The sequence below is a fragment of the Paraburkholderia caffeinitolerans genome, assembly GCF_902859945.1.
GTDB lineage: Bacteria > Pseudomonadota > Gammaproteobacteria > Burkholderiales > Burkholderiaceae > Paraburkholderia > Paraburkholderia caffeinitolerans.
Window position 1 is genome coordinate 76,239 of record NZ_CADIKL010000001.1, and the last position, 26,125, is coordinate 102,363.

At 66.9% G+C, this 26,125-nt stretch carries 18 protein-coding genes; 7 read left to right on the forward strand and 11 right to left on the reverse strand.

The window, feature by feature from the left end; translation table 11 throughout:
- The first annotated feature begins 26 nt into the window (after positions 1-26).
- The 4 genes from HV773_RS00325 (at position 27) to ubiA (ending at position 3,296) form a co-directional block, all read left to right on the forward strand.
- Complete coding sequence (locus HV773_RS00325; RefSeq protein WP_129561234.1) at positions 27-1,484, forward strand: catalase; 1,458 nt, start codon at positions 27-29, stop codon at positions 1,482-1,484.
- An 89-nt stretch (positions 1,485-1,573) separates the two neighbouring features.
- Positions 1,574-1,759 carry a hypothetical protein gene (locus tag HV773_RS00330; protein WP_129561235.1) on the forward strand — a complete coding sequence of 62 codons (186 nt, stop codon included), beginning with the start codon at positions 1,574-1,576 and terminating at the stop codon, positions 1,757-1,759.
- A 26-nt stretch (positions 1,760-1,785) separates the two neighbouring features.
- Entirely contained in the window at positions 1,786-2,274 is a 489-nt protein-coding gene (locus HV773_RS00335; RefSeq protein WP_129561236.1) for a Dps family protein, read from the forward strand.
- A gap of 155 nt (positions 2,275-2,429) precedes the next feature.
- Positions 2,430-3,296, forward strand: a complete 867-nt coding sequence (gene ubiA, locus HV773_RS00340; protein WP_129561237.1) for a 4-hydroxybenzoate octaprenyltransferase — start codon at positions 2,430-2,432, stop codon at positions 3,294-3,296.
- Positions 3,297-3,381: 85 nt separating this feature from the next.
- Here the strand turns inward: ubiA and proC are convergent, their stop codons facing one another.
- The 6 genes from proC to HV773_RS00370 all read right to left on the reverse strand — a co-directional run bounded on the left by proC (position 3,382) and on the right by HV773_RS00370 (position 10,604).
- Positions 3,382-4,197 (reverse strand): pyrroline-5-carboxylate reductase, encoded by an 816-nt coding sequence (proC, locus tag HV773_RS00345; protein ID WP_129561238.1) that lies wholly within the window; start codon positions 4,195-4,197, stop codon positions 3,382-3,384.
- A gap of 22 nt (positions 4,198-4,219) precedes the next feature.
- Positions 4,220-4,918: a YggS family pyridoxal phosphate-dependent enzyme gene (locus HV773_RS00350; protein WP_129563272.1), complete on the reverse strand. Its 699-nt coding sequence runs from the start codon at positions 4,916-4,918 to the stop codon at positions 4,220-4,222.
- Positions 4,919-5,116: 198 nt separating this feature from the next.
- Positions 5,117-6,346 carry a glycolate oxidase subunit GlcF gene (gene glcF / locus HV773_RS00355; RefSeq protein ID WP_129561239.1) on the reverse strand — a complete coding sequence of 410 codons (1,230 nt, stop codon included), beginning with the start codon at positions 6,344-6,346 and terminating at the stop codon, positions 5,117-5,119.
- Positions 6,347-6,364: 18 nt separating this feature from the next.
- Positions 6,365-7,453: a glycolate oxidase subunit GlcE gene (glcE, locus tag HV773_RS00360; RefSeq protein ID WP_129563273.1), complete on the reverse strand. Its 1,089-nt coding sequence runs from the start codon at positions 7,451-7,453 to the stop codon at positions 6,365-6,367.
- Positions 7,454-7,642: 189 nt separating this feature from the next.
- Positions 7,643-9,148: an FAD-linked oxidase C-terminal domain-containing protein gene (locus HV773_RS00365; protein WP_129561240.1), complete on the reverse strand. Its 1,506-nt coding sequence runs from the start codon at positions 9,146-9,148 to the stop codon at positions 7,643-7,645.
- 40 nt (positions 9,149-9,188) lie between these two features.
- Entirely contained in the window at positions 9,189-10,604 is a 1,416-nt protein-coding gene (locus HV773_RS00370) for an FAD-binding oxidoreductase (RefSeq protein WP_129561241.1), read from the reverse strand.
- 207 nt (positions 10,605-10,811) lie between these two features.
- Between HV773_RS00370 and HV773_RS00375 the strand changes: the two genes are divergently transcribed.
- On the forward strand, positions 10,812-11,450 hold the full coding sequence (locus tag HV773_RS00375) for a cob(I)yrinic acid a,c-diamide adenosyltransferase (RefSeq protein ID WP_129561242.1): 639 nt from the start codon (positions 10,812-10,814) through the stop codon (positions 11,448-11,450).
- A 171-nt stretch (positions 11,451-11,621) separates the two neighbouring features.
- Positions 11,622-12,827, forward strand: a complete 1,206-nt coding sequence (gene hmpA, locus HV773_RS00380; RefSeq protein WP_129561243.1) for an NO-inducible flavohemoprotein — start codon at positions 11,622-11,624, stop codon at positions 12,825-12,827.
- A gap of 94 nt (positions 12,828-12,921) precedes the next feature.
- Here hmpA and aroG read toward each other — a convergent pair whose 3' ends face one another.
- The 4 genes from aroG to HV773_RS00400 all read right to left on the reverse strand — a co-directional run bounded on the left by aroG (position 12,922) and on the right by HV773_RS00400 (position 21,339).
- Complete coding sequence (gene aroG, locus HV773_RS00385; protein ID WP_129561244.1) at positions 12,922-13,995, reverse strand: 3-deoxy-7-phosphoheptulonate synthase AroG; 1,074 nt, start codon at positions 13,993-13,995, stop codon at positions 12,922-12,924.
- 416 nt (positions 13,996-14,411) lie between these two features.
- On the reverse strand, positions 14,412-15,878 hold the full coding sequence (gene tldD / locus HV773_RS00390) for a metalloprotease TldD (RefSeq protein ID WP_129561245.1): 1,467 nt from the start codon (positions 15,876-15,878) through the stop codon (positions 14,412-14,414).
- A 108-nt stretch (positions 15,879-15,986) separates the two neighbouring features.
- Positions 15,987-16,859 carry a carbon-nitrogen hydrolase family protein gene (locus HV773_RS00395; RefSeq protein ID WP_129561246.1) on the reverse strand — a complete coding sequence of 291 codons (873 nt, stop codon included), beginning with the start codon at positions 16,857-16,859 and terminating at the stop codon, positions 15,987-15,989.
- Positions 16,860-16,938: 79 nt separating this feature from the next.
- Positions 16,939-21,339: a YhdP family phospholipid transporter gene (locus HV773_RS00400; protein WP_129561247.1), complete on the reverse strand. Its 4,401-nt coding sequence runs from the start codon at positions 21,337-21,339 to the stop codon at positions 16,939-16,941.
- A 220-nt stretch (positions 21,340-21,559) separates the two neighbouring features.
- Here HV773_RS00400 and glnE point away from each other — a divergent pair, with 220 nt between their 5' ends.
- Complete coding sequence (gene glnE, locus HV773_RS00405; protein WP_129561248.1) at positions 21,560-24,403, forward strand: bifunctional [glutamate--ammonia ligase]-adenylyl-L-tyrosine phosphorylase/[glutamate--ammonia-ligase] adenylyltransferase; 2,844 nt, start codon at positions 21,560-21,562, stop codon at positions 24,401-24,403.
- Between the two features lie 38 nt (positions 24,404-24,441).
- Here the strand turns inward: glnE and recN are convergent, their stop codons facing one another.
- Entirely contained in the window at positions 24,442-26,121 is a 1,680-nt protein-coding gene (gene recN, locus HV773_RS00410) for a DNA repair protein RecN (protein ID WP_129561249.1), read from the reverse strand.
- Positions 26,122-26,125 lie beyond the last annotated feature (4 nt).

The following is a 26,125-nucleotide window of genomic DNA, read 5'->3' on the forward strand; positions in this document are numbered from 1 at the left end:
TTCCCCGCACTTATCAGGAGTCCAGAATGACCGACCGTACCCTTACCTCCGCCGCAGGCGCACCCGTCGTCGACAATCAGAACTCGCTCACCGCGGGCCCGCGCGGCCCGGTGCTGTTGCAGGACGTGTGGCTGATCGAAAAGCTCGCGCACTTCGACCGCGAAGTGATTCCCGAGCGCCGCGTGCATGCAAAGGGTTCGGGCGCGTTCGGCACGCTCAAGGTCACGCACGACATCTCGCGCTACACGAAAGCCAAAGTGTTCAGCGAAGTCGGCAAGGAAACGCCGCTTTTCATGCGCTTTTCGACGGTCGCGGGCGAGCGCGGCGCCGCCGATGCAGAACGCGACGTGCGTGGCTTCTCGATCAAGTTCTACACGGAAGAGGGCAACTGGGACGTCGTCGGCAACAACACGCCGGTGTTCTTTATTCGCGATCCGCTCAAGTTCCCGGACTTCATCCACACGCAAAAGCGCGATCCGCGCACGAATCTGCGCAGCAACGTCGCGGCGTGGGACTTCTGGTCGCGTCATCCGGAGTCGCTGCATCAGGTCACGATCGTCATGAGCGATCGCGGCATTCCGAAGAACTATCGGCAGCAGCACGGCTTCGGCTCGCACACGTTCTCGTTCATCAACGCGAACAACGAGCGCTTCTACGTGAAGTTCCACTTCAAGTCGGCGCAGGGCGTGGAGAACTACACCGATGCCGAAGCGGCGCAGGTGGTCGCGCAGGACCGCGAGTCGGCGCAGCGCGATCTCTACAACGAGATCGAGAAGCGCAATTTCCCGAAGTGGCATTTCCGCATTCAGGTGATGCCCGAGGCCGATACCGCCAAGGTGCCGTACAACCCGTTCGACATCACGAAGGTGTGGCCGCACAAGGATTACCCGTTGATCGACGTGGGCACGATCGAGCTCAATCGCAACCCGGAGAACTATTTCGCCGATGTCGAGCAGGCTGCGTTCACGCCTGCCAACGTGGTGCCGGGCATCGGCTTCTCGCCGGACCGCTTGTTGCAGGGGCGTTTGTTTTCGTATGGCGACACGCAGCGTTATCGCCTCGGCATCAACCATCACCAGATTCCGGTGAATGCGCCGCGCTGCCCGTTCCACTCGTTTCACCGTGACGGCGCGCTGCGCAGTGACGGCAATCTCGGCGGTACGGTGAACTACGAGCCTAGCCGCGCAGGTGAATTCGTGCAGCGCCCGCAGGCCGGCGAGCCGGCGCTCGCGGCCGGAGCGGTCGATCACTACGATCACCGCGAGGACGATGACTACTACAGCCAGCCAGGCGCGCTGTTCCGCCTGTTCGATGCGGGGCAGCGCGAACGGCTCTTCGGCAATATCGCGCGAGCCATCGAGGGCGTGCCCGACGACATCGTGCAACGGCAGATCGAGCATTTCCGACGCGCCGATCCGGCTTACGCGCAAGGCGTGATCGAGGCGATTGCCGCACTCGCCGAGGCGCGCAAGGCGGCGCGGTAGTCGCGAAACATAGAGAGAAAGGGGGCGGCGTGGCGTTGCATTGGGCGCCCGCCGCTGCCTGTAAGGCAAGACGTCACAGGAGCACGATCATGACCAGGACGATGACGATGACACTCAAGGCTGTGGGCCCGGGCCGCGGGGCCGCAATGGCGCGCACACGTGCCGAGGGTACGCAGACGGTGCGCCGCGCCGTGGGCTTTGCGATCGTGGCGAGCGGCTTCGTGGCGCTCGCCGCGCAAGGGCTCGCGCATCTTGTCCCCTTGATGGGCCACTGAGCCCGAACAACAAAAATGGAGTTCTCATGGCTAAGAAACCTGTTGTGCAGCACGTGAACATCGGCATTAGCGACAAGGATCGCAAGAAGATCGCGCAGGGGCTCTCTCATCTGCTCGCGGACACCTACACGCTGTATCTGAAGACGCACAATTTCCACTGGAACGTTACGGGGCCGATGTTCAACACGCTCCATCTGATGTTCGAGACGCAGTACAACGAACTGGCGCTGGCCGTGGATGCCATCGCCGAGCGCATCCGCGCGCTGGGCGTGCACGCGCCGGGCAGCTACAAGGATTTCGCGAAGCTCTCGTCGATTCCGGAAGCCGATGGCGTGCCGGCCGCCGAGGACATGATTCGCCAGCTCGTGGAGGGCCAGGAAGCCGTGGTGCGTACCGCGCGCGCGATCTTCCCGGCGACGGAGGCCGCTAACGACGAGCCGACCGCTGACCTGCTCACGCAGCGCATGCAGACGCACGAGAAGACGGCGTGGATGCTGCGCTCGATGCTGGCCTGATTCTGGGTTCGGTGCCGGGCGCGATGTTGGGCACGATGTCGGGCACGATGCGGGCGGCCCCGGGTAGCGCGGGATGCGGAGCCCGATGATGGGCGGGCGGCGAGGCATCGCCGCTCTCGCCTACAATAGACGGCATTGTTTTCCCCGTTCCCATCATGTTCGCCCGACTCCCGCTCTATCTGCGGCTCGTCCGCATGGACAAGCCGATCGGCAGCCTGCTGCTGCTGTGGCCGACGCTCAACGCACTGTGGATCGCCTCGAATGGCCATCCTTCGCTGTCGCTGCTCGTTATTTTCACGGTGGGCACGGTGCTCATGCGCTCGGCGGGCTGCGCGATCAACGATTACGCCGACCGCGACTTCGACCGCCATGTGAAGCGCACGGCCGAGCGACCCATTACGTCGGGCCGCATTCACGCATGGGAAGCGGTGGCGATTGCGGTCGTGCTCGCGTTTGTCTCGTTCCTCCTGATCCTGCCGCTCAACGCGCTTACCAAGCAGCTTTCGGTGGTGGCGCTGTTCGTGGCGGGTTCGTATCCGTTCACGAAGCGCTTTTTCGCGATTCCGCAGGCGTATCTGGGCATCGCGTTCGGCTTTGGCATTCCGATGGCGTTCGCCGCCATCCAGGATCAGGTGCCGATGCTCGCGTGGATCATGCTCATCGCGAATGTGTTCTGGTCGGTGGCCTACGACACCGAATACGCGATGGTCGACCGCGACGACGACATCAAGATCGGCATCCGCACCTCGGCGCTCACGTTTGGCCGCTTCGACGTGCTCGCGGTCATGCTCTGCTATGCGGCCACGCTCGGCATCTATGTGTGGGTGGGCGTGACGCAGCACTTCGGCGCGCTGTACTGGCTCGGCTGGGCTGCAGCGGCGGGCTGCGCGGTCTACCATTACACGCTGATCAAAGACCGCGAGCGCATGCCGTGCTTCGCGGCGTTCCGCCATAACAACTGGCTGGGCGGCGCGCTGTTTGCGGGGATCGCGGCGCACTACGCCGCTGCGAGCATCATGTGATGCGATCCGGTTTCGCCCGGACCGACGTAAAAAAAGCGCCCGTGGGCGCTTTTTTTACGTGTGCCAGCCTGGTTGGCCAGGCGGGTTACTGCTTGCCGAACTCTTCGCCCATCTCCTTCGCACGCGCGTCGGCGGCCAGCGCGCCGCGCACGATCGCGTCCTTGATGGCCGACGCGTCGAACGACGCGAGCGCCGCGGCGGTGGTGCCGCCCTTCGACGTCACGCGCTCGCGCAGCACGGCGGGCGGCTCATCCGACTGCAGCGCAAGCTGCGCCGCGCCCGTGAAGGTCGCGATGGCGAGCGCGCGGCCTTGTTGCTCATCCATGCCGAGCTCGCGGGCCGCGGCTTCGAGCGCTTCGATGAAATAGAACACGTAGGCCGGGCCGCTGCCCGAGATGGCCGTGACGGCGTCGATCTTGCTTTCGTCATCGAACCAGACGGTCTGGCTGACCGCGCCGAGCACGTTCGACGCCAGTTCGCGGCCTGCCGCGTCGACGCCGCTGCCGGCGCAGAGGCCGGTCGCGCCCATGCCGATCAGCGCGGGCGTGTTGGGCATCGTGCGCACGACGCGCGCGTGGCCGCCCAGCCAGCGCGAGAGATCCTCGATGCGGATGCCCGCCATGATGCTGATCACGACCTGATGCGCGCCCAGATGCGGCGCGAGCGATTGCGCCACGGCCTTGGCGATCTGCGGCTTCACCGCGAGCAGGACCGCGTCGTATTCGGCGAGCGCGGCGTCGGCGGCCGCGCCGGTGCGGATGCCGAACTGATCCGTGCTGCGCTTGCGCGCGTCTTCGTTGGGATCGATCGCGTACAGGTCGCTGGCGGACACGCCCTTGCGGATCAAGCCGCCGATGATTGCAGCGGCCATGTTGCCGCCGCCGATGAAGGCAATTTTCATGGTGATGGTGAGCGTCAGTGAATCAGTGAGAGTAATCGCGCGTGCCGAAGATGGCGGTGCCGACGCGCACGATGGTCGCGCCTTCGAGCACGGCGGCTTCGAGATCCGCCGACATGCCCATCGAGAGCGTGTCGAGCGTAAGGCCATCGGCTCGCAATGAATTGAATAGCTCGCGCAACTGCCGATGCGGCGCGCGTTGCGCATCGAGCGTGGCTTCGGGCTCGGGAATCGACATCAGCCCGCGCAAACGCAGATTCGGCAACGCGGCGATCGCATGCGCGACCTGCGCGGCTTCCTGCGGCGCGACGCCGCTCTTGGTGGCCTCGCCGCTCACGTTCACCTGCAAGCAGACGTTGAGCGGCGCCATGCCTGCCGGGCGCTGTTCGGACAGGCGCTGCGCAATCTTGAGGCGGTCGACGGAATGTACCCAGTCGTAACGCTCGGCCACGAGGCGTGTCTTGTTCGACTGCAATGGTCCGATGAAATGCCATTCGAGACTGGCGCGCAGGTCGGCGAGCGCCTCGATCTTGTCGACGGATTCCTGCACGTAGTTTTCGCCGAAAGCGCGCTGGCCCGCTGCGTGCGCGGCGCGCACGTCTTGTGCCGGAAAGGTCTTCGATACGGCGAGCAGCGCGACCGATTCCGGCGCGCGGCCGGCATTGTGCGCGGCGGCCGCGATGCGCTGGCGGACGGCTTCGAGATTGTGGGCGAAATCGGTCATCGGCATGGAGGCTGGCTGCGCAGGCGTTGCTCAGCCGCAAGTGGCGCACGGGTGCGAAAGGGCAATTATACGGACCATTCAGACGGCACCCGGTGCGTGAAATCTGCTTTACGGTCCGCCGAAAGCCCTATGCCGAATGGCCGACTGTTGGCGTGAGCGGCGTCTCGCTATGCTGGATCGTCATCGAAATCGCGGGATTCAATTGGCTGCCAGCATATGTTCCACAAGTTCGATCCAGTGCGTGACCGGAATGGTCGTGCCGCTTTGCAGATGCGCGATGCAGCCGATGTTCGCCGAAACGATCAATTGCGGCTCCAGCGCCTTGAGCCGCTCCACCTTCTGATTGCGCAGCGTGTAGGACAGACGCGGCTGCGTAATCGAATACGTACCTGCGGAGCCGCAGCACAGGTGGCTGTCCACGGGCAGCCGCACGTCGATACCCAGCGCGGCGAGCACCTTCTCCACGCCGCCGCGCAGTTGCTGGCCGTGCTGCAGCGTGCAGGGCGGGTGATACGCCACGGTGTGAATGCCGCGCCGGCGCGTGGCGGAGAGAAGCTGGTCCTGGAACGCGGGCAGGATCTCAGAGAGATCGCGCGTGAGCCCGGCAATGCGCTGCGCTTTCTCCGCATAGGCCGGGTCGTTGCGCAGCAGGTGCGCGTATTCCTTGACCGTCGCGCCGCAGCCCGAGGCGTTCATGACGATCGCTTCCACGCCTTGCTCGACGTAGGGCCACCAGGCGTCGATGTTCGCGCGCACGTCGTGAAGCGCGTCGTCCACGTAACCCAGATGCAGGCGGATCGCGCCACAGCAACCGGCTTGAGGCGCCACCACGGTTTCGATGCCGAGCGCGTCGAGCACGCGCGCCGTGGCCGCGTTGATGTTCGGCATCATCGAAGGCTGCACGCATCCCGCGAGCATCAGCATCTTGCGCGCGTGCTTCGTGGTGGGCCATGCGAGCGGGCGCTGGCGCACCGGCACCTTGTCGCGCAGGCGGCGCGGCAGCAGTGCGCGCACTTGCTGGGCGACGCGCATGGTGGGCGAGAACAGCATGCGGTTCGGCAGGAAACCCGCGAGGAAGCGGCGCACGAGGCGCTGGCGCAACGGGCGCGACACCATCTGTTCGGCGTGCTTGCGGCCCACTTCCACGAGCCGGCCGTATTGCACGCCGGAAGGGCAGGTGGTTTCGCAGCTGCGGCAGGTCAGGCAGCGGTCCAGGTGCGTGAGTGTGCTCTTTGTGACGGGTGCGCCTTCCACCATCTGTTTCATCAGATAGATGCGCCCGCGCGGGCCGTCGAGCTCGTCGCCGAGCAACTGGTAGGTCGGGCAGGTCGCGGTACAGAAGCCGCAGTGCACGCACTTGCGCAGGATCGCGTCGGCTTCGTCGCCGTCGGGAGTGTTGCGAATGAAGTCCGCGAGGTTCGTCTGCATTGCGGCGTGAGGGTCTTGTCAGAAGTCGGAATAAAGGCGCCCGCGATTGAAGATGCGGGCCGGGTCGAACGCAGCCTTCAGGCCGCGGTGGATCTTCATGAGCGGCGCGGGCAGGGGCGTGAATACGCCGGCGCTGCGGTCGTAGTTGTTGCCCGTGCGGAACATCGTGGCATGGCCGCCGGCCTGCTTCGCGCTGATGCGCACCGTTTGCGCGTCGGTTTCGGTAATCCACCAGCGCTGCGCGCCGCCCCATTCCATCAATTGTGTGCCCGGCAGCTGCAGCGGTTCGGCAATCGAGGGCAGGGCGAGACGCCACAGCGCGGCGTCCGGCGCGATCGAGGCGAAGAACGGGTCGGTCTGCTCGCGCAGTCCCGCCCAGAAGCGCTCGGCTTCCACGGCGTCCACGACTTCGCCGCCCAGCAGGGTGCGCGCGGCCTTCACGCCGGCCTCCGCGCCCGCAAGGCGCACGGCCAGCGTGCCATTGCGCCAGGCGCTCGCGGTCATCGGCAGCGGCCGGCCGCCCCATTCGTTGAGCTTGCGCACGGCGTCCGTGCCGTTCATGTCGAACTTGAGCGTGGTCTCGGCCTGCGCAACGGGCAGTACCTTCACCGAGAGCTCGAGAATCAGGCCGAGCGTGCCGAGCGAGCCCGCCATCAGCCGCGCGACGTCGTATCCGGCCACGTTCTTCACGACTTGGCCTCCGAAGTGCAGCACCTCGCCGTGGCCGTTCATGACGACCGCACCCAGCACGAAGTCGCGCGCGGCGCCCGCGCTCGCGCGGCGCGGCCCGGCAATGCCGGCGGCGACGCAGCCGCCGAAGGTGGCCTGCGGGCCGAAGTGGGGCGGCTCGAAGGGGAGCATCTGGCCGTGCGCCGCGAGCGCATGCTCGATCTCGATCAGCGGCGTGCCGCCGCGCGCGGTGATGACGAGCTCGGCTGGGTCGTAAGAAACGATGCCCCGGTGCGAGCGCGTGTCCAGAACCTCGCCTTCGAGTGTCTGGCCATACCAGTCTTTCGTGCCGCCGCCGCGTATGCGCAGCGTGCGTCCGTCCGCGGTGGCCGCGCGAATGCGCTCGGACCAGGTCGCGACGATATCGTCCTCTTCCATGATTTCCATGGCGCGTTTGTCGTTGTGGTTCGCTCGATTGTACTGACGCGCCTCACTCTGGCAACCCGGGGCAGGCCCGCATGGATCATGCGTCCTGCATTTCGGCGTGCGCACCGGCTCGCGGCGCGCACGCCGGGCACGCAAGTGCGGCTTGCAAGTGCGGCTCGGGGTGCGGTTCAGAAGCGCAGTTTAGAAGCGCGGCAGATCCGGATGCGGCAGCAGGTTTCCACGCACGTGCATCCTGCCGTATTCGGCGCAGCGCGCACGCGTGGGGATGCCCTTGTCGGGATTGAGCAGGCCGGCTGGATCGAACGCATGCTTCACGGCGTGAAACGCATCGCGCTCCTCGCGCGAAAACTGCACGCACATCGAATTGATCTTCTCGATGCCCACGCCATGCTCACCCGTGACTGTGCCGCCCAGTTCCACGCAGGCTTCGAGGATGTCCGCGCCGAACGCCTCGGCGCGGTGCCACTCGTCGAGATCGTTGCCGTTGAAGAGGATGAGCGGGTGCATGTTGCCGTCGCCCGCATGGAACACATTGATGCAGCGCAGCCGGTATTGCGTTTCCATTTCGTGGATGCGCGCGAGCAGCGTCCCGATCGCGCGGCGCGGCACGGTGCCGTCCATGCAGTAGTAGTCGGGAGAAATGCGGCCCGCCGCCGGAAACGCGTTCTTGCGGCCGGACCAGAACCGCAGCCGCTCTTCCTCGGTGCGCGAAATCTGGATGCGCGTCGCGCCGTGCTCGCGCAGCACGACCGTCATGCGCGCGATCTCCTCGGCGACTTCCTCGGGCGTGCCGTCGGATTCGCACAGCAGGATCGCGGCGGCGTCGAGGTCGTAGCCCGCGTTGACGAACTCTTCCACCGCGCGCGTGGCGGGCTTGTCCATCATCTCGAGGCCCGCGGGAATGATGCCCGCAGCAACGATGCCCGCCACCGCGTCGCCGCCTTTCACGACGTCGTCGAAGCTTGCCATGATGACTTGTGCCGTCTGCGGACGCGGAATCAGCTTGACCGTGACCTCGGTGACGATGGCGAACATGCCCTCGCTGCCGATCATCACCGCGAGCAGATCGAGGCCTGGCGCGTCGGGGGCGAGCGAGCCGAATTCCACGATCTCGGCATCCATTGTCACCGCGCGCACGCGCAGCACGTTGTGCACCGTGAGGCCGTACTTGAGGCAATGCACGCCGCCCGAATTTTCGGAGACGTTGCCGCCGATCGTGCACGCGATCTGCGACGACGGGTCGGGCGCGTAATAGAGGCCGTAAGGCGCGGCCGCGTCGGACACTGCGAGGTTGCGCACGCCGGGCTGCACGGTGGCCGTGCGCGCATAGGGATCGACTTCGAGAATGCGCTTGAAGCGCGCGAGCGAAAGCACGATGCCGTGGCGGATCGGCATGGCGCCGCCCGAGAGGCCCGTGCCCGCGCCGCGCGGCACGACGGGCACGTCGAGGCGCCGGCAGATCTGCACGATGCGCTGCACCTGCGATTCCGTTTCCGGCAGCGCCACCGCGAGCGGCAGGCGCCGGTACGCGGCGAGCCCGTCGCATTCATAGGCGACCGTGTCTTCTTCACGGTGCAGCAGGCAGTGCGCCGGCAGCACCGCCATCAACGCCTGAACCACTTCGCGCTGTCGTTGCGCGAGCACTTCCGGCGTGAACTCCGGCGAATTCGCCTCCGGTGCGTTCATGTCTCCTCCACTCCCATGCAGGATGATTGCTGTCCGCGCCTCATGCCGCCCAGCTGAAGATCTTGCCGGGGTTCATCAGATTGTGCGGATCGAGCGCGTGCTTGATGGCGCGCATCGTGTCGACCGTGTCGGCGCCGTGCTCCTCCACGAGGAAGTCCATTTTGTGCAGCCCCACGCCGTGCTCGCCCGTGCAGGTGCCGTCCATCCTGATCGCGCGCTGCACGATCAGGTGGTTCAGCCGCTCGGCTTCCTCGATTTCCTCGGGCTTGTCGGGATCGATCAGGATCGCGACATGGAAGTTGCCGTCGCCCACGTGGCCTACGATCGGGCAGGGCAGCGGCGAGGCCTTGAGGTCGGCCTCCGTTTCCACCACGCATTCGGCGAGGCGCGAGATCGGCACGCATACGTCGGTTGTTACGGCGCGGCAACCGGGCCTCAGTTGCAGCATCGCGAAGTAGGCGCTGTGCCGCGCGTTCCACAGGCGGCTGCGGTCTTCGGGGCGGGTCGCCCATTCGAAGCCCTCGCCACCGTTTTGCGCGGCCAGTTCCTGCACGAGCTGCGCCTGTTCCGCGACGCCCGCTTCGGTGCCATGGAACTCGAAGAAAAGCGTGTGCTTTTCGCGCAGCGTCAGGTTCGAGTGGCGATTGATCGCGCGCACCGCGAGCGAGTCGATGAATTCCACGCGCGCGATCGGCACGCCCATCTGGATGGTTTCGATGACCGTGCGCACGGCTTCGGCCATGGAAGGAAACGCGCACACCGCGGCCGACACCGCTTCGGGCTGAGGATACAGTCGCACGGTGATTTCGGTGATCACGCCGAGCGTGCCTTCGGAGCCCACGAAGAGGCGCGTGAGGTCATACCCCGCCGACGACTTGCGCGCGCGCGTGCCGGTCTTGATGACGCGGCCATCCGCGAGCACGGCGGTGAGGCCCAGTACGTTCTCGCGCATCGTGCCGTAGCGCACGGCGTTGGTGCCGGAGGCGCGCGTCGCCGACATGCCGCCGATGCTCGCATCCGCGCCCGGGTCGATCGGGAAGAACAGGCCGGTGTCGCGCAGCGCTTCATTGAGCGCCTTGCGCGAGATGCCGGGCTCCACGGTGACGGTGAGGTCTTCTGCGTTGATCGAGAGCACGCGGTTCATCTGCGAGAGGTCGATCGAGACGCCGCCCTGGACCGCGAGCAGGTGGCCTTCGAGCGACGAGCCGTTGCCGTAGGGAATGATCGGCACGCCATATTGCGCGCACAGCTTCACGATCGACTGGACTTCTTCGGTGTTCTGCGCGAACACGACGGCGTCGGGCAGTTGCGGGTCGAAGCGCGATTCGTCGCGGCCATGATGCGCGCGCACGGCTTCGGACGTGGAAACGCGGTCGCCGAACGCGCTGCGCAGCTTGTCGAGGAGATCAGTGGGGAACGGGCGGCGTGCAAGAGCCGGCGGCGCGGGATGATTCACGCGGGGTCTCCTTCATTTGAACGTAACGCATGGTGGAATTCGGAGCGCGGTTCATTTTACGCCCAACGTTTGCGGCCGCGTCCCGCCATCCACGCCACGTTGGGGATTAGCCTGAGAATGAGTACGGAACCTGGCCCATGCAGGCCGGGTTCGGCACAATTGCGCTTCAATCAGCTTCAACCAGTTTGTTATTCGGAGAGACATACCATGGGCAATCGCCTGAGCAAGATCGTCACGCGCACCGGCGACGACGGCACGACGGGCCTCGGCGACGGCAGCCGCGTGCGCAAGGACGACGCGCGCATTGCTGCGATCGGCGAGGTCGACGAACTGAATTCGCACATCGGCGTGTTGCTGTGCGAGACGCTGCCCGACGACGTGCGCGCCGCGCTTACGGCCATCCAGCATGATTTGTTCGACCTGGGCGGCGAGCTGTGCATGCCCGGGCACACCATCGTCACGGACGCGCATCTCGAGCGCCTCGATGGCTGGCTTGCCGAGTACAACGCCACGCTGCCGCCGCTCAAGGAGTTCATCTTGCCTGGGGGCTCGCGCGCGGCGGCGCTCGCGCATGTCTGCCGCACCGTGTGCCGGCGCGCGGAGCGCCTGATCGTCACGCTCGGCGCCGCGCAGGACGCGAGCGCGGCGGGTTCGGCGGGCGTAGCGGCTGCGCCGCTCGCGCAAACGCCGCGCCGCTATGTGAACCGGCTCTCCGACCTGATGTTCGTGCTCGCGCGCGTGCTCAACCGCGCGGCCGGCGGCGCCGATGTGCTCTGGCGTCATGACCGCGGCGCAGCGTCGGGTGAATCATCGGATGAATCGGGCGGCGAGCCCGACAGCGAATAAGACGCGACCGAAGCGCAGGCATGGAACACGGGCGGGCGGCCTGCAAAGCCGGACCGCCCAGGCAGCAAGCATCCGGCAATCCGGAAAATGCTGTGGTGCGACAAAATGCCTGGGGCGGCATGTCTCATTAAACATGTATCGTAGTTGCATGTTTAACAAGGAGAAGCCTCAATGACTGCGCTCACCGCCGACCAGATCGCCCGCGTCAAGGCCACCGCGCCCGTTTTTGCCGAACACGGCACCACCATCACGAAGCACTTCTACACGCGGATGTTCAATGCGCATCCGGAACTGAAGAACCTTTTCAACCAGACGCACCAGAAGAGCGGCAGCCAGCCTGAGACGCTCGCGCGCGCGGTCTATGCCTACGCCGCGAACATCGACAACCTCGGGGCGCTCGGCGGCGCGGTCTCGCACATCGCGAACAAGCATGCGAGCCTGAACATCCGTCCGGAGCACTATCCGATCGTCGGGCGGCATTTGCTGGGAGCGGTGGTGGACGTGCTGGGCGACGCCGTCGATCAACCGACGCTCGAGGCGTGGGCGGTGGCTTACGAGCAGCTCGCGAACATCATGATCGGCGCCGAGGCGAAGCTCTATGAAGCGGCGCCGTGGAGCGGCTTCCGTCCGTTCAAGGTGATGCGCAAGCACGTCGAAAGCGACGAGATCACCTCGTTCTACCTCGCGCCCTCGGACGGCGCGCCGGCGGGCGGCTTCGAGCCGGGCCAGTACGTGAGCGTGACGCGCTATGTCGACAAGCTGGGCGTCGACCAGCCGCGCCAGTACAGCCTCTCGGACGCGCCGCACGGCCGCTGGCTGCGCATCTCGGTCAAGCGCGAAGATGGCCGCGGCGAAGTCGAGCCGGGCCACGTCTCGAACCTGCTGCACGACGGCGTGGAGGAAGGCGCGGTGGTTCACGTGAGCGCGCCGATGGGCGAATTCAAGCTCGATCGCAAGAAGACCACGCCGGTTGTGCTGATGAGCGGCGGCGTGGGCATCACGCCGATGGCGTCGATGCTCGCCACGCTGCTGGCCGAGCGCAGCGAGCGCAAGGTGACCTTTGTGCACGCCTGCCGCAACCGTAGCGTGCATGCGTTCGGCGAGTGGATGCGCCGTGCCGCGGCCGAGCATCCCAACTTGAAGGTCGCGGTGTTCTACGAGGAAGTGGGCGCGCAGGACCGCGTGGGCATCGATTACGATTTCGAAGGCCGTGCCGAACTCGACCGCATCGCCGCCGACGCGATCCTGCCGGATGCCGACTACTATGTTTGCGGCCCGGTCGCGTTCATGCGTGCGCAGCGCGACGCGCTGGTCGCTCGCGGCGTCGATCCCGCGCGCATCTACACGGAGATCTTCGGTTCGGGCATGCTCGACTGAGGTTCTGCGGTGTCGGCAGTCATGTAAAAAACGCCCCGGTTTGGCCGGGGCGTTTTTCATTGCAGCGCGATAAAGCGATAACGCGATAAACGGCTCAGTTGCCGCTGCCGCGCGCGACGCGGCGCTGCTTGACCGCTTCGGCGAGTCCTTCGAGCACACCGACGCTTTCGTCCCAGCCGATGCAGGCATCGGTGATGCTCTGGCCGTAGGTCAGCTCGCAGCCTTCTTTGAGATCCTGGCGGCCCGCCACGAGGTGCGACTCCACCATCACGCCGACGATGCGCTCGTCGCCGGCGGCGACCTGGCGGCCGATGTCGGCGCACACGGGAATCTGGTTCTCGTGCTTCTTCGAGCTGTTCGCGTGGCTAGCGTCGATCATCAGGCGCGCCGCGAGACCCGCCTTGCCGATGTCGCTGCACGCGACGTCCACGCTTTGCGCGTCGTAGTTCGGCGTCTTGCCGCCGCGCAGGATCACGTGGCAGTCCTCGTTACCGGCCGTCGAGACGATGGCCGAATGGCCGCCCTTCGTCACCGAGAGGAAATGGTGCGGCTGCGAGGCGGCCTTGATCGCGTCCACGGCGATCTTCACGTTGCCGTCGGTGCCGTTCTTGAAGCCGACCGGGCACGAGAGGCCCGAGGCCAGCTCGCGGTGCACCTGCGACTCGGTCGTGCGCGCGCCGATCGCGCCCCACGAAACCAGATCGGCGATGTACTGCGGGCTGATCATGTCGAGGTACTCGGTGCCCGCAGGCAGGCCCAGTTCGTTGATCGAGACGAGCAGCTCGCGCGCGGTGCGCAGGCCGTCATTGATCTTGAAGCTGTTGTCCATGTACGGGTCGTTGATGAGGCCTTTCCAGCCCACCGTCGTGCGCGGCTTTTCGAAGTACACGCGCATCACGATCTCGAGTTCGTTCTTGAAGCGCTCGCGCTGCTCCACGAGCTTGTTCGCGTATTCGAGCGCGGCCTTGGTGTCGTGAATCGAGCACGGGCCGACGATCACGATCAGGCGGTCGTCCATGCCGTGCAGGATGCGGTGCAGGGCGCGGCGCGACTCGAAGATCAGCGTGGAGGCGGCTTCCGAGCACGGGAATTCGCGGATCAGGTGTGCGGGCGGCGTGAGTTCCTTGAGTTCGCGGATGCGGACGTCGTCGGTATTGTGCGGGGGCATGTGGTTTCTCCTGATCCTGTGTAGCGTGCAACGCGCGGGTGCTGCGTCGAAATTCGGTTAGATGAAAGCTGGGTTCTTCAAAAGGCTCAAAACTGTGGGGCGAAAAAAAACCGCCAGGCTTGGCTGGCGGTTTTTCGTGTATTCGGGTTCCTGCACGTACTGTCAACCCTCTCGATCCGCCAGCGGTCTGAGATACCAAAAGAAGTAAAAATAAAACTTCGTGGCGAACATGGCGGGTTGCTGTCTGCTATGTCGAAAAGGGTGACTACCTTTATAACCCGAGCTTCTCGTGGCTGGCAAGCTGGGTTGTGAAAAAATGCGGATTATCCGCGAACTGCCTATTTCATATGCAGAAAATCCGCGCGGCGATGCGGTTTTTCCGCATCGCCGCGCATGAATCCTGCAGTTCCGGGCGCTTAGACCGTGCCGCCCACCGTCATGCGGTCGATGCGCAGCGTCGGCTGGCCCACGCCCACCGGCACGCTCTGGCCTTCCTTGCCGCACACGCCCACGCCCGAGTCGAGCTTCATGTCGTTGCCGATCATGCTCACATACTTGAGCGATTCCGGGCCGCTGCCGATCAGCGTCGCGCCCTTCACCGGGTAGGTGATCTTGCCGTCCTCGATCATGTAGGCCTCGGAGGCCGAGAAAACGAACTTGCCGTTGGTGATGTCGACCTGGCCGCCGCCGAAGTTCACCGCATAGAGCCCGTTCTTCACCGAAGCGATGATCTCCTGCGGATCCTTGTCGCCGTTGAGCATGTAGGTGTTGGTCATGCGCGGCATCGGCAGCGCGGCGTACGACTCGCGGCGCGCGTTGCCGGTCACGGGCATCTTCATGAGGCGCGCGTTGAGCGAGTCCTGGATGTAGCCCTTGAGGATGCCGTCCTCGATCAGCGTCGTGCACTGCGTGGGGTTGCCTTCGTCGTCGATATTGAGCGAGCCGCGGCGGTTGGGCAGCGTGCCGTCGTCGACCACCGTGACGCCCTTGGCCGCGACGCGCTGGCCGATCTGGCCCGCGAACGCCGACGAGCCCTTGCGGTTGAAGTCGCCTTCGAGACCATGGCCGATGGCTTCGTGCAGCAGCACGCCGGGCCAGCCCGGGCCGAGCACCACCGACATCGCGCCAGCCGGGGCCGGGCGCGCTTCCAGGTTGACGAGTGCCGCGTGCACGGCATCGTCGACGTACTTCGAGAGCACCTCGTCGGTGAAATACGCATAGTCGAAGCGGCCGCCGCCGCCGCCGCTGCCGATTTCGCGGCGGCCGTTCTGCTCCGCGATCACCGTGACCGAGACGCGCACGAGCGGGCGGATGTCGGCGGCGATCGCGCCGTCGCTGCGCGCGACCAGCACCACGTCGTATTCGCCTGCGAGTGCGGCCATCACCTGGCTGATGCGCGGATCGCGCCCACGCGCCATCTGCTCGATGCGCTCGAGCAGCTTGACCTTCTCGGTGGCGTCGAGCGAGTTGAGCGGATCGGCGGGCAGATAGAGGTCGCGGCCCGCGATGCCCTTGAGCGAGGTGGCCACCTGGATCTTCTGCTTGCCGCCGCCGGCCTGCGCGATCGAGCGCGTGGCGATGGCGGCCTGGCGGATCGCCTCGGGCGAGAGGTCGTCGGAGTAGGCGAAGGCGGTGCGCTCGCCGGACACGGCGCGCACGCCCACGCCCTGATCGATGCTGAAGCTGCCCGACTTGACGATGCCTTCTTCCAGGCTCCAGGCCTCGCTGCGCGTGGTCTGGAAGTAGAGGTCGGCGTAGTCGACGCGGTGCGTGAAAATCTCGCCGAGCGTGCGCGTGAGCACTGCCTCGTCGAGGCCGTAGGGCGTAAGGAGCAGGTCCTTCGCGGTCGCCAGATTGCGGATGCCGGGTTCGATGATGTTCATGCGCTCAGTAAGCTTGGTTAGCAATCTCGGTTAGCAGTGTCTGTCGGAATAGATTCGGGTGAAACGCACTGAATTCAAGCGCTTCGGTTACGGTTCGTGGATGGCGTGTCAGGGGCAGTCCAGCACGCGATGCCGCCACGCGGGCAGGCTCGCGCGCACGGCGGCCATACGTTCGAGGTCGATGTCGCCGATCACCACGCCGGGATTATCGTCGCGCACGTCGACGATCTCGCCCCACGGGTCGATCAGCATGCTATGGCCCCACGTACGGCGGCCGTTCTCGTGCTGGCCGCCTTGCGCCGCTGCGAGCACGTAGCACTGATTCTCGACCGCGCGGGCGCGCAGCAGCGTCTCCCAGTGCGCGCGGCCGGTGGTGTAGGTGAACGCCGATGGCACCACCATCAGCGCGCAGTCGCCCATGCGACGGTACAGCTCGGGAAAGCGCAGATCGTAGCAGACCGACAGGCCGACGCGGCCGAACGGCGCGTCGAAGGTGTGCACCTCGGCGCCGGGGCGGATCGTGCGCGCCTCGTCGAACGATTCGGCGCCTTTTTCGAAGCTGAAGAGGTGAATCTTGTCGTAGCGCGCGCGCTCCGCGCCGCTGGGGTCGAACACGAGCGTGGTGTTCAGCACGCGGGTTTCCTCGGGCGCTTTCAGGGGCAGCGTGCCGCCGATGACCCAGACGCCATGACGCTTCGCGGCAGCGGCGAGAAAACGCTGGATCGGGCCGTCCTGGTAGGCTTCGCGGATGGCGAGCTTGTCGGTGTCCTTGTGGCCCATGAAGCAGAAGTATTCCGGCAGCAGCACGAGGCGCGCGCCTTGGCCCGCGGCCTGGGCGATCAGACCCTCGGCGTCGGCCAGGTTGCGCTCGCGATCGGGCGTGCTGACCATCTGCAACGCGGCGACGCGAAACGGCGTGCTGCTCGAATCACGGGGCGAATCACTGGTGATGGGCGTTGCAGGAGAGGGGGAATTGCTCATCGACGGCTCTTGAGAAGAGAGGCGGGAGGTTCCGGTTGCGGTGCATGGCACGAAGGCGCGCGGCAAGCCGATGCGTCGCTCAATGCGCTGCCGCCGGAGCCGGCGTGTTCATCTTACCCTGAACGTCCGGCAGTCGCTCGACGTGCGGTTTGGACCATGAGCCCGTGATCGCGTAGGTGCGCGCGAACGCCGTTTCGACGGTGTGCAGGAGCGCGATATCGGCGATCAGCGCACCAAGGCCGAAGAGCGGATTGATGATCGTCGCGGCGATCACGCCCGCGCCGGCGCTCACCGTGGGCACGACGTGCACGCGCAGGTCCTGGGTCTTATGGGCGAGGTCGATGGTGCCGGTCATCTGCGCGCGGCCCGGCGCGGTCACGAGCTTGAAGTCGTCGGTGCGGCCGACGCCGTTCTGGATCTGTCCGCTGCCCGTCACGCTCGTGAACGGCAGGCCGGGTCCGAACACGTCGCGGAAGTCCATCTCGGGATAGTGCGCGAGGCTTTGCAGGCTCAGCACGCCGAGCAGCGACGCCATGCCCGGGTTGATCTTGAGGATTTGGCCGTGGTGCAGGTCGAGCGCGAGGTTGCCGTCGAGCGTAGGGTAGTCGAGCGCCATCGGGCCGCCGCGCCACGCCAGCTTGCCGGTCAGCGTGCCTTGCCCGCCCTTGATCACATGGGCCACGCCCGCGCGTTCGAGCAGCGAGCCTGCGTCCTTGATGTCGAGGTGGAAGTCGAGCGCGGTGCGGCGCGGCGTTTCGCCGGCGCCGCCTGCCGTGTCGGCGGGCGGTGCTTCGTCGCCGACGGCGCGCCAGCTCTCGGTCGCGGTGAAGTGCGCGTCCGGGTTGGTGATGTCGAGATTGTCGAGTTGCCAGACCGGCACGCCGTTGTCGACGTAGTTGTGCGCGTTCATTTGCAGGCGGCCGAAGTCGTGATCGCGCACGATGAGCTGGTTCACAACGAGGTCGATCGACGGCATGTTCTGGGCGCGCTGCGACATGGCCTGGCCGAGCAGATCGTTCTCGGTCGCGGCGGGCACGACGAGGCGGGCGAGCTGCGCTTCGAGCGTGCCCGGCGAGCCAGCCACGGGGCCGGGTTTCCACGAGACGTGGCCCGAGACCTGATTCGACGCGACGTTGGCCTGCCACTCCTTGCCGGTGCGCGTAGCGCCCACGATCACGTTTTCCCAGTGACGCTTGAGCAGCGTGAGCGTGCCGACGTGGACGGCGAAGCGCGAGGGCAGGAACGGCGCGAATGCGCTACCGGGGACGGGCGCGGCGGCTGTATTCGCTGCGCTGGCGGCGTTGGTTGTGCTTGCGGCGCTCCCGGCGTTCGCCGGCGCTTGCGATGCGGCTGCCGGCGGGCTGGCGTTTGTGGTTGGCTGCGATGCGGGCTGCGCCGCTGCGGTTACGACCGCCGCGGCTTCGCTTGCCGCCGCGGTGCCGCGCAGCTCCTGCGCGACGCGGCGCCATGCATCGGCGTTGAAAGTGGGTACGTCGACCACCGCGACCACGCCTTCGCTGGGCAGATCGGCGGGCCGGTTCATGGCGATCACGCCGCGCACCACGCCCGGCACGTGGCCCGGATTGCGGCGCAGCACGTAGCGCGCGGCGAGCGGCCCGAGCGCGAGATCGGCATGTTCGTACAGCGGAGTGCCGGTGGCGGTGGTGGCCATCGTCCCGGTAGTCTCTGTGTCGCTGCCGTCGCCGGCGCCGGGCTGCAGCTCGAAGCGCAGCGGCATGGGCGTGCCCGCGGTCTTGCCGAACGGCGCGGGCAGGTCGATTGCGAGATCGGTCAGATCCGAGTGCGCCTTCACGTCGGGCAGATGGCCGCGCTCGCCCGCCACCGAGAGCGACCAGGGCGCCGAGCCCGAGAAGCGGCCGAGCACCGCTGCCGCCGTGCCATGCAGGTTCAGCCCGCGCGCTGCATCGACAGCCACGTTGCCGGCGACGTTCACGTTATAGCGGCCGTCATCGCTCAAGCCGCCGTTCGCGCGCACTTCGCCGCCGAGGAAGCGCCCCGTGAGCCGCTCTACCAGCGCATTGCGGTTCGAGAAGCGCACCTTGCCGTTGAGGCCGGACAGCGGTGGCACGTTATTGACGGTGAGCGTGTCGTTCTCGAAGCCGACGGCGCCCGCCACCTTCACCTTGGGCATCGGCTTGCGCGGAATCGTGAGCTTGAGCGCGAGCGTGGCCGGCCCTTGCGCTTGGACCTTCCCGGTCGCGTGCTTCGTCATTGCGCCGATCGAGCTGTTGTCCGCATAGTCGAGCAGATCCGCGAGCGGCCCGCGCCCCGCGCCCTCGATCACGATATCGGAGCCCTTGATGCCGAGCTCGTCGATGCGCCCGATCACGTCGCTCAGCACGAAGCCGCGGTAATGGCCGCGCGCCACGTCGAAGCGCAGTTTGTTCTCGTGAAGCTGGAACACGCCGTCGATGCCGTCGAACGCGGGCCAGACGTTCGGTGCGCCGTTGCGCAGATTGCGCGGCGGAAACGGCGTCGGGTCGAAGCGCCCATTCTTGAATGGCGCGACGATGCGGAACTGGCCCGCATCCGGATCGCGCGAGTACGGGAATTTGGTGAGGTCGCCATGAATCTCGATCGTCCCGCCCTTCGAGATCCCCGCTTGCAGCCCGTGGCCCAGATAGTTGCGGGTCTTCTCCGGGATGCTGGTGGGCAGATAGCGCGGGATGGCCTTGACTTGCGCCGTATCGAATTTGGCGACGAGGTCGAGCGCGCCGCGCCCGTGGCCGGGATTCGTGTAGTGCGCGGTCATGCTCGCGTGCGCGTCGGCGTTTTGTACACCCAGCTCGCTCACGTCGACCGCGAACGCCTTGAGCTTGTCGCCGGACTGGCGCTGCGCGGCGATCGTCCAGGACATCGCGCCCCACAGGCGGTCGAACTTCAGGCGCGGATCGTCGAATACGCCCGGCAGCGTGAGTGTGCTCGCGGCCGTGTCGAGGTGGAGCGAGCCGTGCGATTCGTCGGCGTCGATTTTCCCCCAGAGGTTCTCGATGCCCGGCAGCCCTGCGCGCGGATGGCCGCGCGGCGTGAGGCCGGGCCCCGGTTCCTGGGCCGCCACGCTGATGCCTTGCAGGTCGCCCTTGAAGCGATAGTGGACGATGGGCTCGACGCTCATGTCGCGCTGCTGGGCGGCCGCTTCGCCGCCTTCGGGTTTGGCGCGCTCCAGCGCGAGTTCGTAATTGGCGATCACGCCTTGCGGATTGAAGCGCACGAGCGAGTTCTGCACGCGCCCCGGCAACGGCAGCGCGCGCATGAATTCGGTGAGGATGCCCAAGTCAATGCGGTCGCCGTTCACCGAGAGGAGCTGGCCGTGCTGCAGCGACTGCTGGCGCATACGTCCGTCCAGCGTCGTGAACGCAAGCGAGCGCGTGAGCGGCGTGCCGTCGTCGAGCGGCGGCTGTCCGAGCTCGGCGTGGAAATCGCGCATCTGCAGGGTGTAGTCGCCGGGCTCGATGCCGAGGCGCCAACTGAACTGCGCGACCGGCAGGTCGAGGCGCGGCTGGGTCGCTTTCGTGCGCAGCGCGATGTCGTTGCCGCTCAGCACGCCGTCAGCGGACTTGATGCGGCCCGTCTCGAAGTGCGCCCAGATCGCGTTGTTGATGCGCCCTGCATAGGTGGTGAGCGGCAAGTCGATGTAGCGCGCGAGCGTGGGCAGGTCCACGGGGCCGGTCGAAATGTAGGCGTCGCCGCTCCAGTCGAGCGGTTTGCCCGCCTGCGCGTTGCGCGCGTGCCTGAAGTGTGCGCGGAAGTCGAGCGGCCCGTGCAGCACCGTGCCTTCGGCGGGCGCCTGGAGCGCGACGCGGTGATCGTAGCCGTCGTTGAGGATCGCGAGGCGAATGTCCGAGAGCTTGAGTTCGGGCGCGTCGCGCGTGGCGTCGTGCCAGCGCAGCGTGCCGCCGCGCAGCACGATGGCCTGCTGGCGCATGAGCCAGGTCGTGAAGGTGGCGTTGCCCGTGTGCGCGGTGGGCACCGGCACGCCGGCGACCATGAGCATGCCGTCGTCCTCGCGCGCGATCAGCACGTCGGGGCGTTCGACCACGACGCTCGAGAGCAACAGTTCGAAGCTCACGAGCGAACGCCAGGAAACCGCCGCCGTGGCGTGCGGCACATTCAGCGCGAGGTTGCCGTGGCGGTCGCGGATCGTCAGGCCCGCGACGTCGATGCCGGGCTGGAAGCCCGACCAGTGCGGCGAGAGCTTGCCGATGCGGAATTCGGCGTGGATCTTCTCGGAGACGAGCTTTTCGATGCGCGGACGAAAATCGTCCACGTAAGGCAGCACGACGTAGCGCAGGCCGAGCAGCAGCACCGCGACGATGAAGTAAAGGACGAGCGCGATGCCGGCCAGCACGCGGAACGTGTGGCGCAGGACAGGGTGATGGTGCTGTGAGCCCACGCCTGCATTTTCCGGGCTGGCAGGTCCGGTTTGATGCTGGCCCGCGGGGTCGTTACGCTCGGACATGCTGCGGCGGGTGGGGTATGGTAGCGTTGCGTTCTGACGTCGAAATGTATCACAGGGGGCCATGGGGCCGGCCATCCGGGGAAGCCGGGATGGCTTGTCGCGCGCTCGTGCACGGGGTTTTTGGCACGGCGGCGGGGCGGCCGAAGCAGTCGATGCTGCTGCAACAATGCCGACGCGTGCCCATCCCACCCCCCGCTCAACGAGCCGGGCAAGATCCTTCATGACTGACATTCCCCTTCTGAGTTCCAATTATTCGCGCTATGCGGCGCGCGCCTACGCCGCTCGCCCAGGCCTCGCGGATCAGGTACAGGCGCTGGCCGCCGCGCCGCTCGCGCGCGCGGCGCTGTCCGCGCGGCTCGATGCGTTGTGCGACGAGGCGCGTGGCGGCGCAGGCAATCCCGGCAATGCGGGTAACGCCAACCCCGCCGCCACGCCACTCACCGACGAGCAGTTGAAAAGGGCGCTGCGCCAGTTGCGCGCCGAGGTCATCTGCGCGGTGATGGAGCGCGACCTTGCCGGCGCGGCCGATGTCGTCGAAGTCACCGGCGCCATGACCGATCTCGCCGAGCTGACGATCCAGCGCGCGCTGGCGGTCGTGAGCGCGGATCTCGAAGCGGTGTTCGGCGAGCCGCGCGGGCCGAACGGCGAGCGCCTGACGCTGGGCGTAGTGGGCATGGGCAAGCTCGGCGGGCGCGAGCTCAATGTGTCGTCGGACATCGACCTGATCTTCGTCTACGAGGACGACGGCGAGACCACGGGCGCTCAGCGCTCGCCCATCGCCACCCAGGACTTCTTCGCGCGCGTGGGCAAGCGCCTCATCGGTGCGCTTTCGGACGTGACGGCGGATGGTTTCGTGTTCCGCGTCGACATGCGGCTGCGCCCCAACGGCGACTCGGGCCCGCTCGTGTGCAGCCTCGGCATGCTCGAGGAGTACTTCTACGTGCAGGGCCGCGAATGGGAGCGTTACGCGTGGATCAAGGGGCGTCTGGTGACGGAAACGGCGAGCGAGAGCGCGCTGCGCCTCGCCTCGCAGCTCGAAGGCCTCGTCAAGCCGTTCGTCTACCGGCGCTATCTGGACTTCGGCGTGATCAGCGCGATCCGCTCGCTGCATATGCAGATCCGTCATGAAGCGCAGCGCCGCGCCTCCATGCGCCCCGACAAGGCCGACGACATCAAGCTCGGGCGCGGCGGCATCCGCGAGATCGAATTCAGCGCGCAGGTGTTCCAGTTGATTCGTGGTGGCCAGGATGCGGGCTTCCGGGTGCGCCCGACGCTCGCGGTGCTCGGCTACGCGGCGGCGCGCGGACTGATCGCGCCCGAGGTCTGCGGCGAACTCACGAGCGCCTACAACTTCCTGCGCGAACTCGAACACCGGCTGCAATACCGCGACGACGCGCAGACCCACGCGATGCCCGTCGATCCCGAAGAGCGCGCGGCGCTCGCGAAGTCGATGGGCTTTGACAACTACGCCGCGCTGATGGCGGTGCTCGACGCGCATCGCGAAAAGGTCGAGCACCAGTTCGACCAGATCTTCTCCGACAAAGTAGGCGGCGATGGCGGCTGCGGCGCGCCCGAGGACGGCGCGGCCGCCTGGGTCTGGAGCGATGCGCTAACCGAGGAGGGCGCCGACGGCACGCTGCTCGAGCGTCTCGCGGAGCTCGGCATCGACGACCCGGCGCCGCTGCTCGCGCGCCTGCGCGGGCTGTGGCAGTCGTCGCGCTATACGGGCCTGCCCGAGAAGAGCCGCGAGCGCTTCGACAGCGTCGCGCAGCGTGCGCTCGAAGCGGCGCGCACGCTGGAACCGCGCGCGCGGCGCGGCGACACGCTCGCGCGCACGTTCGACCTGCTTGAAGCCGTGATCCGGCGCGGCGCGTATCTCGCGCTGCTCACCGAATATCCGGATGCGCTCAACCGCGTGCTCAAGGTGCTGGGCGCGTCGCGCTGGGCGGCGGGCTACCTTGTCCGCCATCCGCAACTGCTCGACGAGTTGCTCGACGACGAAGCCGTCGCCACGCCGTTCGACTGGCCGGCGTTCTCGCGCCTGCTGCGCGCGCGCATGGCGGCGGCCGCCGACGTCGAGCAGCAGATGGATCTGCTGCGCCACGCGCACCAGGCCGAGGTGTTCCGCATCCTGCTCAACGACCTCGCGGGCCGGTTGTCGGTCGAGCACGTGAGCGACCTGCTCTCTGAACTCGCGGATGCGGTGCTCGATGTGACCATCGAAACCGTGTGGAAGCAGTTCGCGAAGCGTCACCGCGAGGTGCCGCGCTTCGCGGCGATCGCGTACGGCAAGCTCGGTGGCAAGGAGTTGGGCTACGCGTCGGACCTCGACCTCATCTTCCTCTACGACGATGAGGACGAGCGCGCCTCGGAGATTTACGCGACGTTCGCGCGACGCCTCATCACGTGGCTCACGACCTCCACGGGCGCGGGCACGCTGTTCGATGTCGACCTGCGCCTGCGGCCCAACGGCGAATCGGGGCTGCTCGTCACGGATCTCGGCTCGTTCCGGCGCTATCAACTGCGCGAGGGCGACGCCGCGAATACCGCATGGGTGTGGGAGCATCAGGCGCTCACGCGCGCACGCTTTTCGGCGGGCGACGCGGACATCGGCAACGCATTCGAGGCGATTCGCGTGCAGGTGCTCACGACGCCGCGCGATGCGCCGCCGCTTGCCAAAGAGATCGTCGAAATGCGCCAGCGCGTGGAAGACGGCCACCCGAACCGCACCGAGCTATTCGATCTGAAGCACGACTGCGGCGGCATGGTCGACATCGAATTCCTCGTGCAGTACTGCGTGCTGCTGCACGCGGCGCAGGACCCCGAGCTGATCCGCAATACCGGCAATATCGCGCTGCTGCGCGAGGTGTCGCGCTTCGGGCTGATGAGCGAGGAGGAAGCCGACACGATCGGTTCGGCATACCGGCTTTATCGCAAGCTCCAGCACCAGTTGCGGCTCGACGGCATGGAGGCGGCGCGTGTCGATCCCGCGCGGGTCGAGCACGAGCGCGAGGCCGTGCTGGCGCTCTGGAAGCGGGTGTTTGGGGAGCGGGGGACGGCGTAGCGCGTGTGCGACGAGTTCTGGCGGCGCATGAGGTGACCTCAAGCCGCCAGCATTTCCTTCGCGTGCCGGCGCGTGGTGGCCGTGATCTCCAGCCCGCCGAGCATGCGCGCGACTTCCTCCACGCGCCCGGGCCTGTCGAGTGGCGTGACGACCGAGACCGTGCCGCCGTTGCCGTCGCCGGACTTCGAGACCTGGAAGTGGTGGTCGCCGCGCGCGGCAACCTGCGGCAGGTGCGTGACGCACAGCACCTGGCGCTGACGGCCGAGCTGATGCAGCAAGCGGCCGACCACCTCGGCGACGCCGCCGCCGATGCCGGTGTCCACTTCGTCGAAGATCAGCGTGGGCGTGGGGCTCGCGGCGCTCGCGATCACGGCCAGCGCGAGGCTAATGCGCGCGAGCTCGCCGCCCGAGGCGATCTTTGCGAGCGGGCGCAGCGGCACGCCCGCGTGACCGGCCACGCGAAATTCGATCTGCTCTAGACCGTGTGCGCCGCCGATCGGCTCGCCGTTCGCGCTGTTGCCGAGCGGCACTAGCGCGACCTCGAAGCTGCCGCCCGCCATCGACAATTCCTGCATGCCTTGCGTGACCGCCGCGCCAAGCGCCTTGGCGGCTTTGGCGCGCGCCGTCGAAAGCTGGCGGGCCTCGGTGAGATACGCCTCGTGCGCCTTGTCGGCGGCGGCGCGCAGTACGTCGAGATCGGAGGCGGCGTCGAGCGCCGCAAGCTGGGCGCGGCGCGCCGCATGTTCCTCGGGCAGCGATTCCGCGTGCAGGCGGAACTTGCGCGCCGCCGAGTGCAGCGCGTCAAGCCGGTGCTCGACTTGCGCGAGCCGCTGCGGATCGAGATCGAACCGCTGGGCGTAATGGGAGAGCGAGTAGGCCGCTTCCTGCAGCTGGATTGCAGCGGGCTCGAGCGCGGCGAGCGCGTCGCCGAGCGCGGGATCGACTTCGGCGAGATCGCGCAGCTTCGACAGGATCGAGTTCAGATGCGAGATCATCGCCTCGTCGGATTCGGAGAGCGCAGCAAGGGCGCCTTGCACGCCTTCGATCAGATTCGCCGAATTCGCGAGCCGCACGTGTTCGGCGTTCACTTCTTCCCACTCGCCCGGCTGTGGCGCGAGTTTGTCGAGCTCGGCGAGCTGCCAGGCAAGGCGCTCGCGCTCGAGCTGGAGTTCCCGGTCACGCGACATCGCGGTTTGCACGGCGAGGCGCGCGTCGCGGGCAATGCGCCACGCGCGCGTGACAGCGGCGGCCGTGTCGATCAGGCCCGCGTGCGTGTCGAACAGCTCGCGCTGCGCGTCGGGGCGCATGAGCAGCTGATGCGCGTGCTGGCCGTGAATGTCGACGAGGCGCTCGCCCACTTCGCGCAACTGCGCGAGCGTGGCCGGCGTGCCGTTGATGAACGCGCGCGAGCGCCCGCCGCTGTCGACCACGCGGCGCAGCATCACGGTGTCCTCGCCGTCGGGCGTGGCGAGCGCCTGCTCGTCGAGCCACTGCGCCACATGCGGCGGGGCGTCGAACTCGGCGGTGATGTCGGCGCGGCTTTCGCCCGTGCGCACCACGCTGGCGTCGGCGCGCGTACCGAGCGTGAGCGCGAGGGCGTCGATCAGGATCGACTTGCCCGCGCCAGTCTCACCGGAGAAGACGGAAAAGCCGTTGTCGAATTCAAGGTCGAGCGCGGCGACGATCACGAAGTCGCGGATCGAAAGATGGCGGAGCATGGCG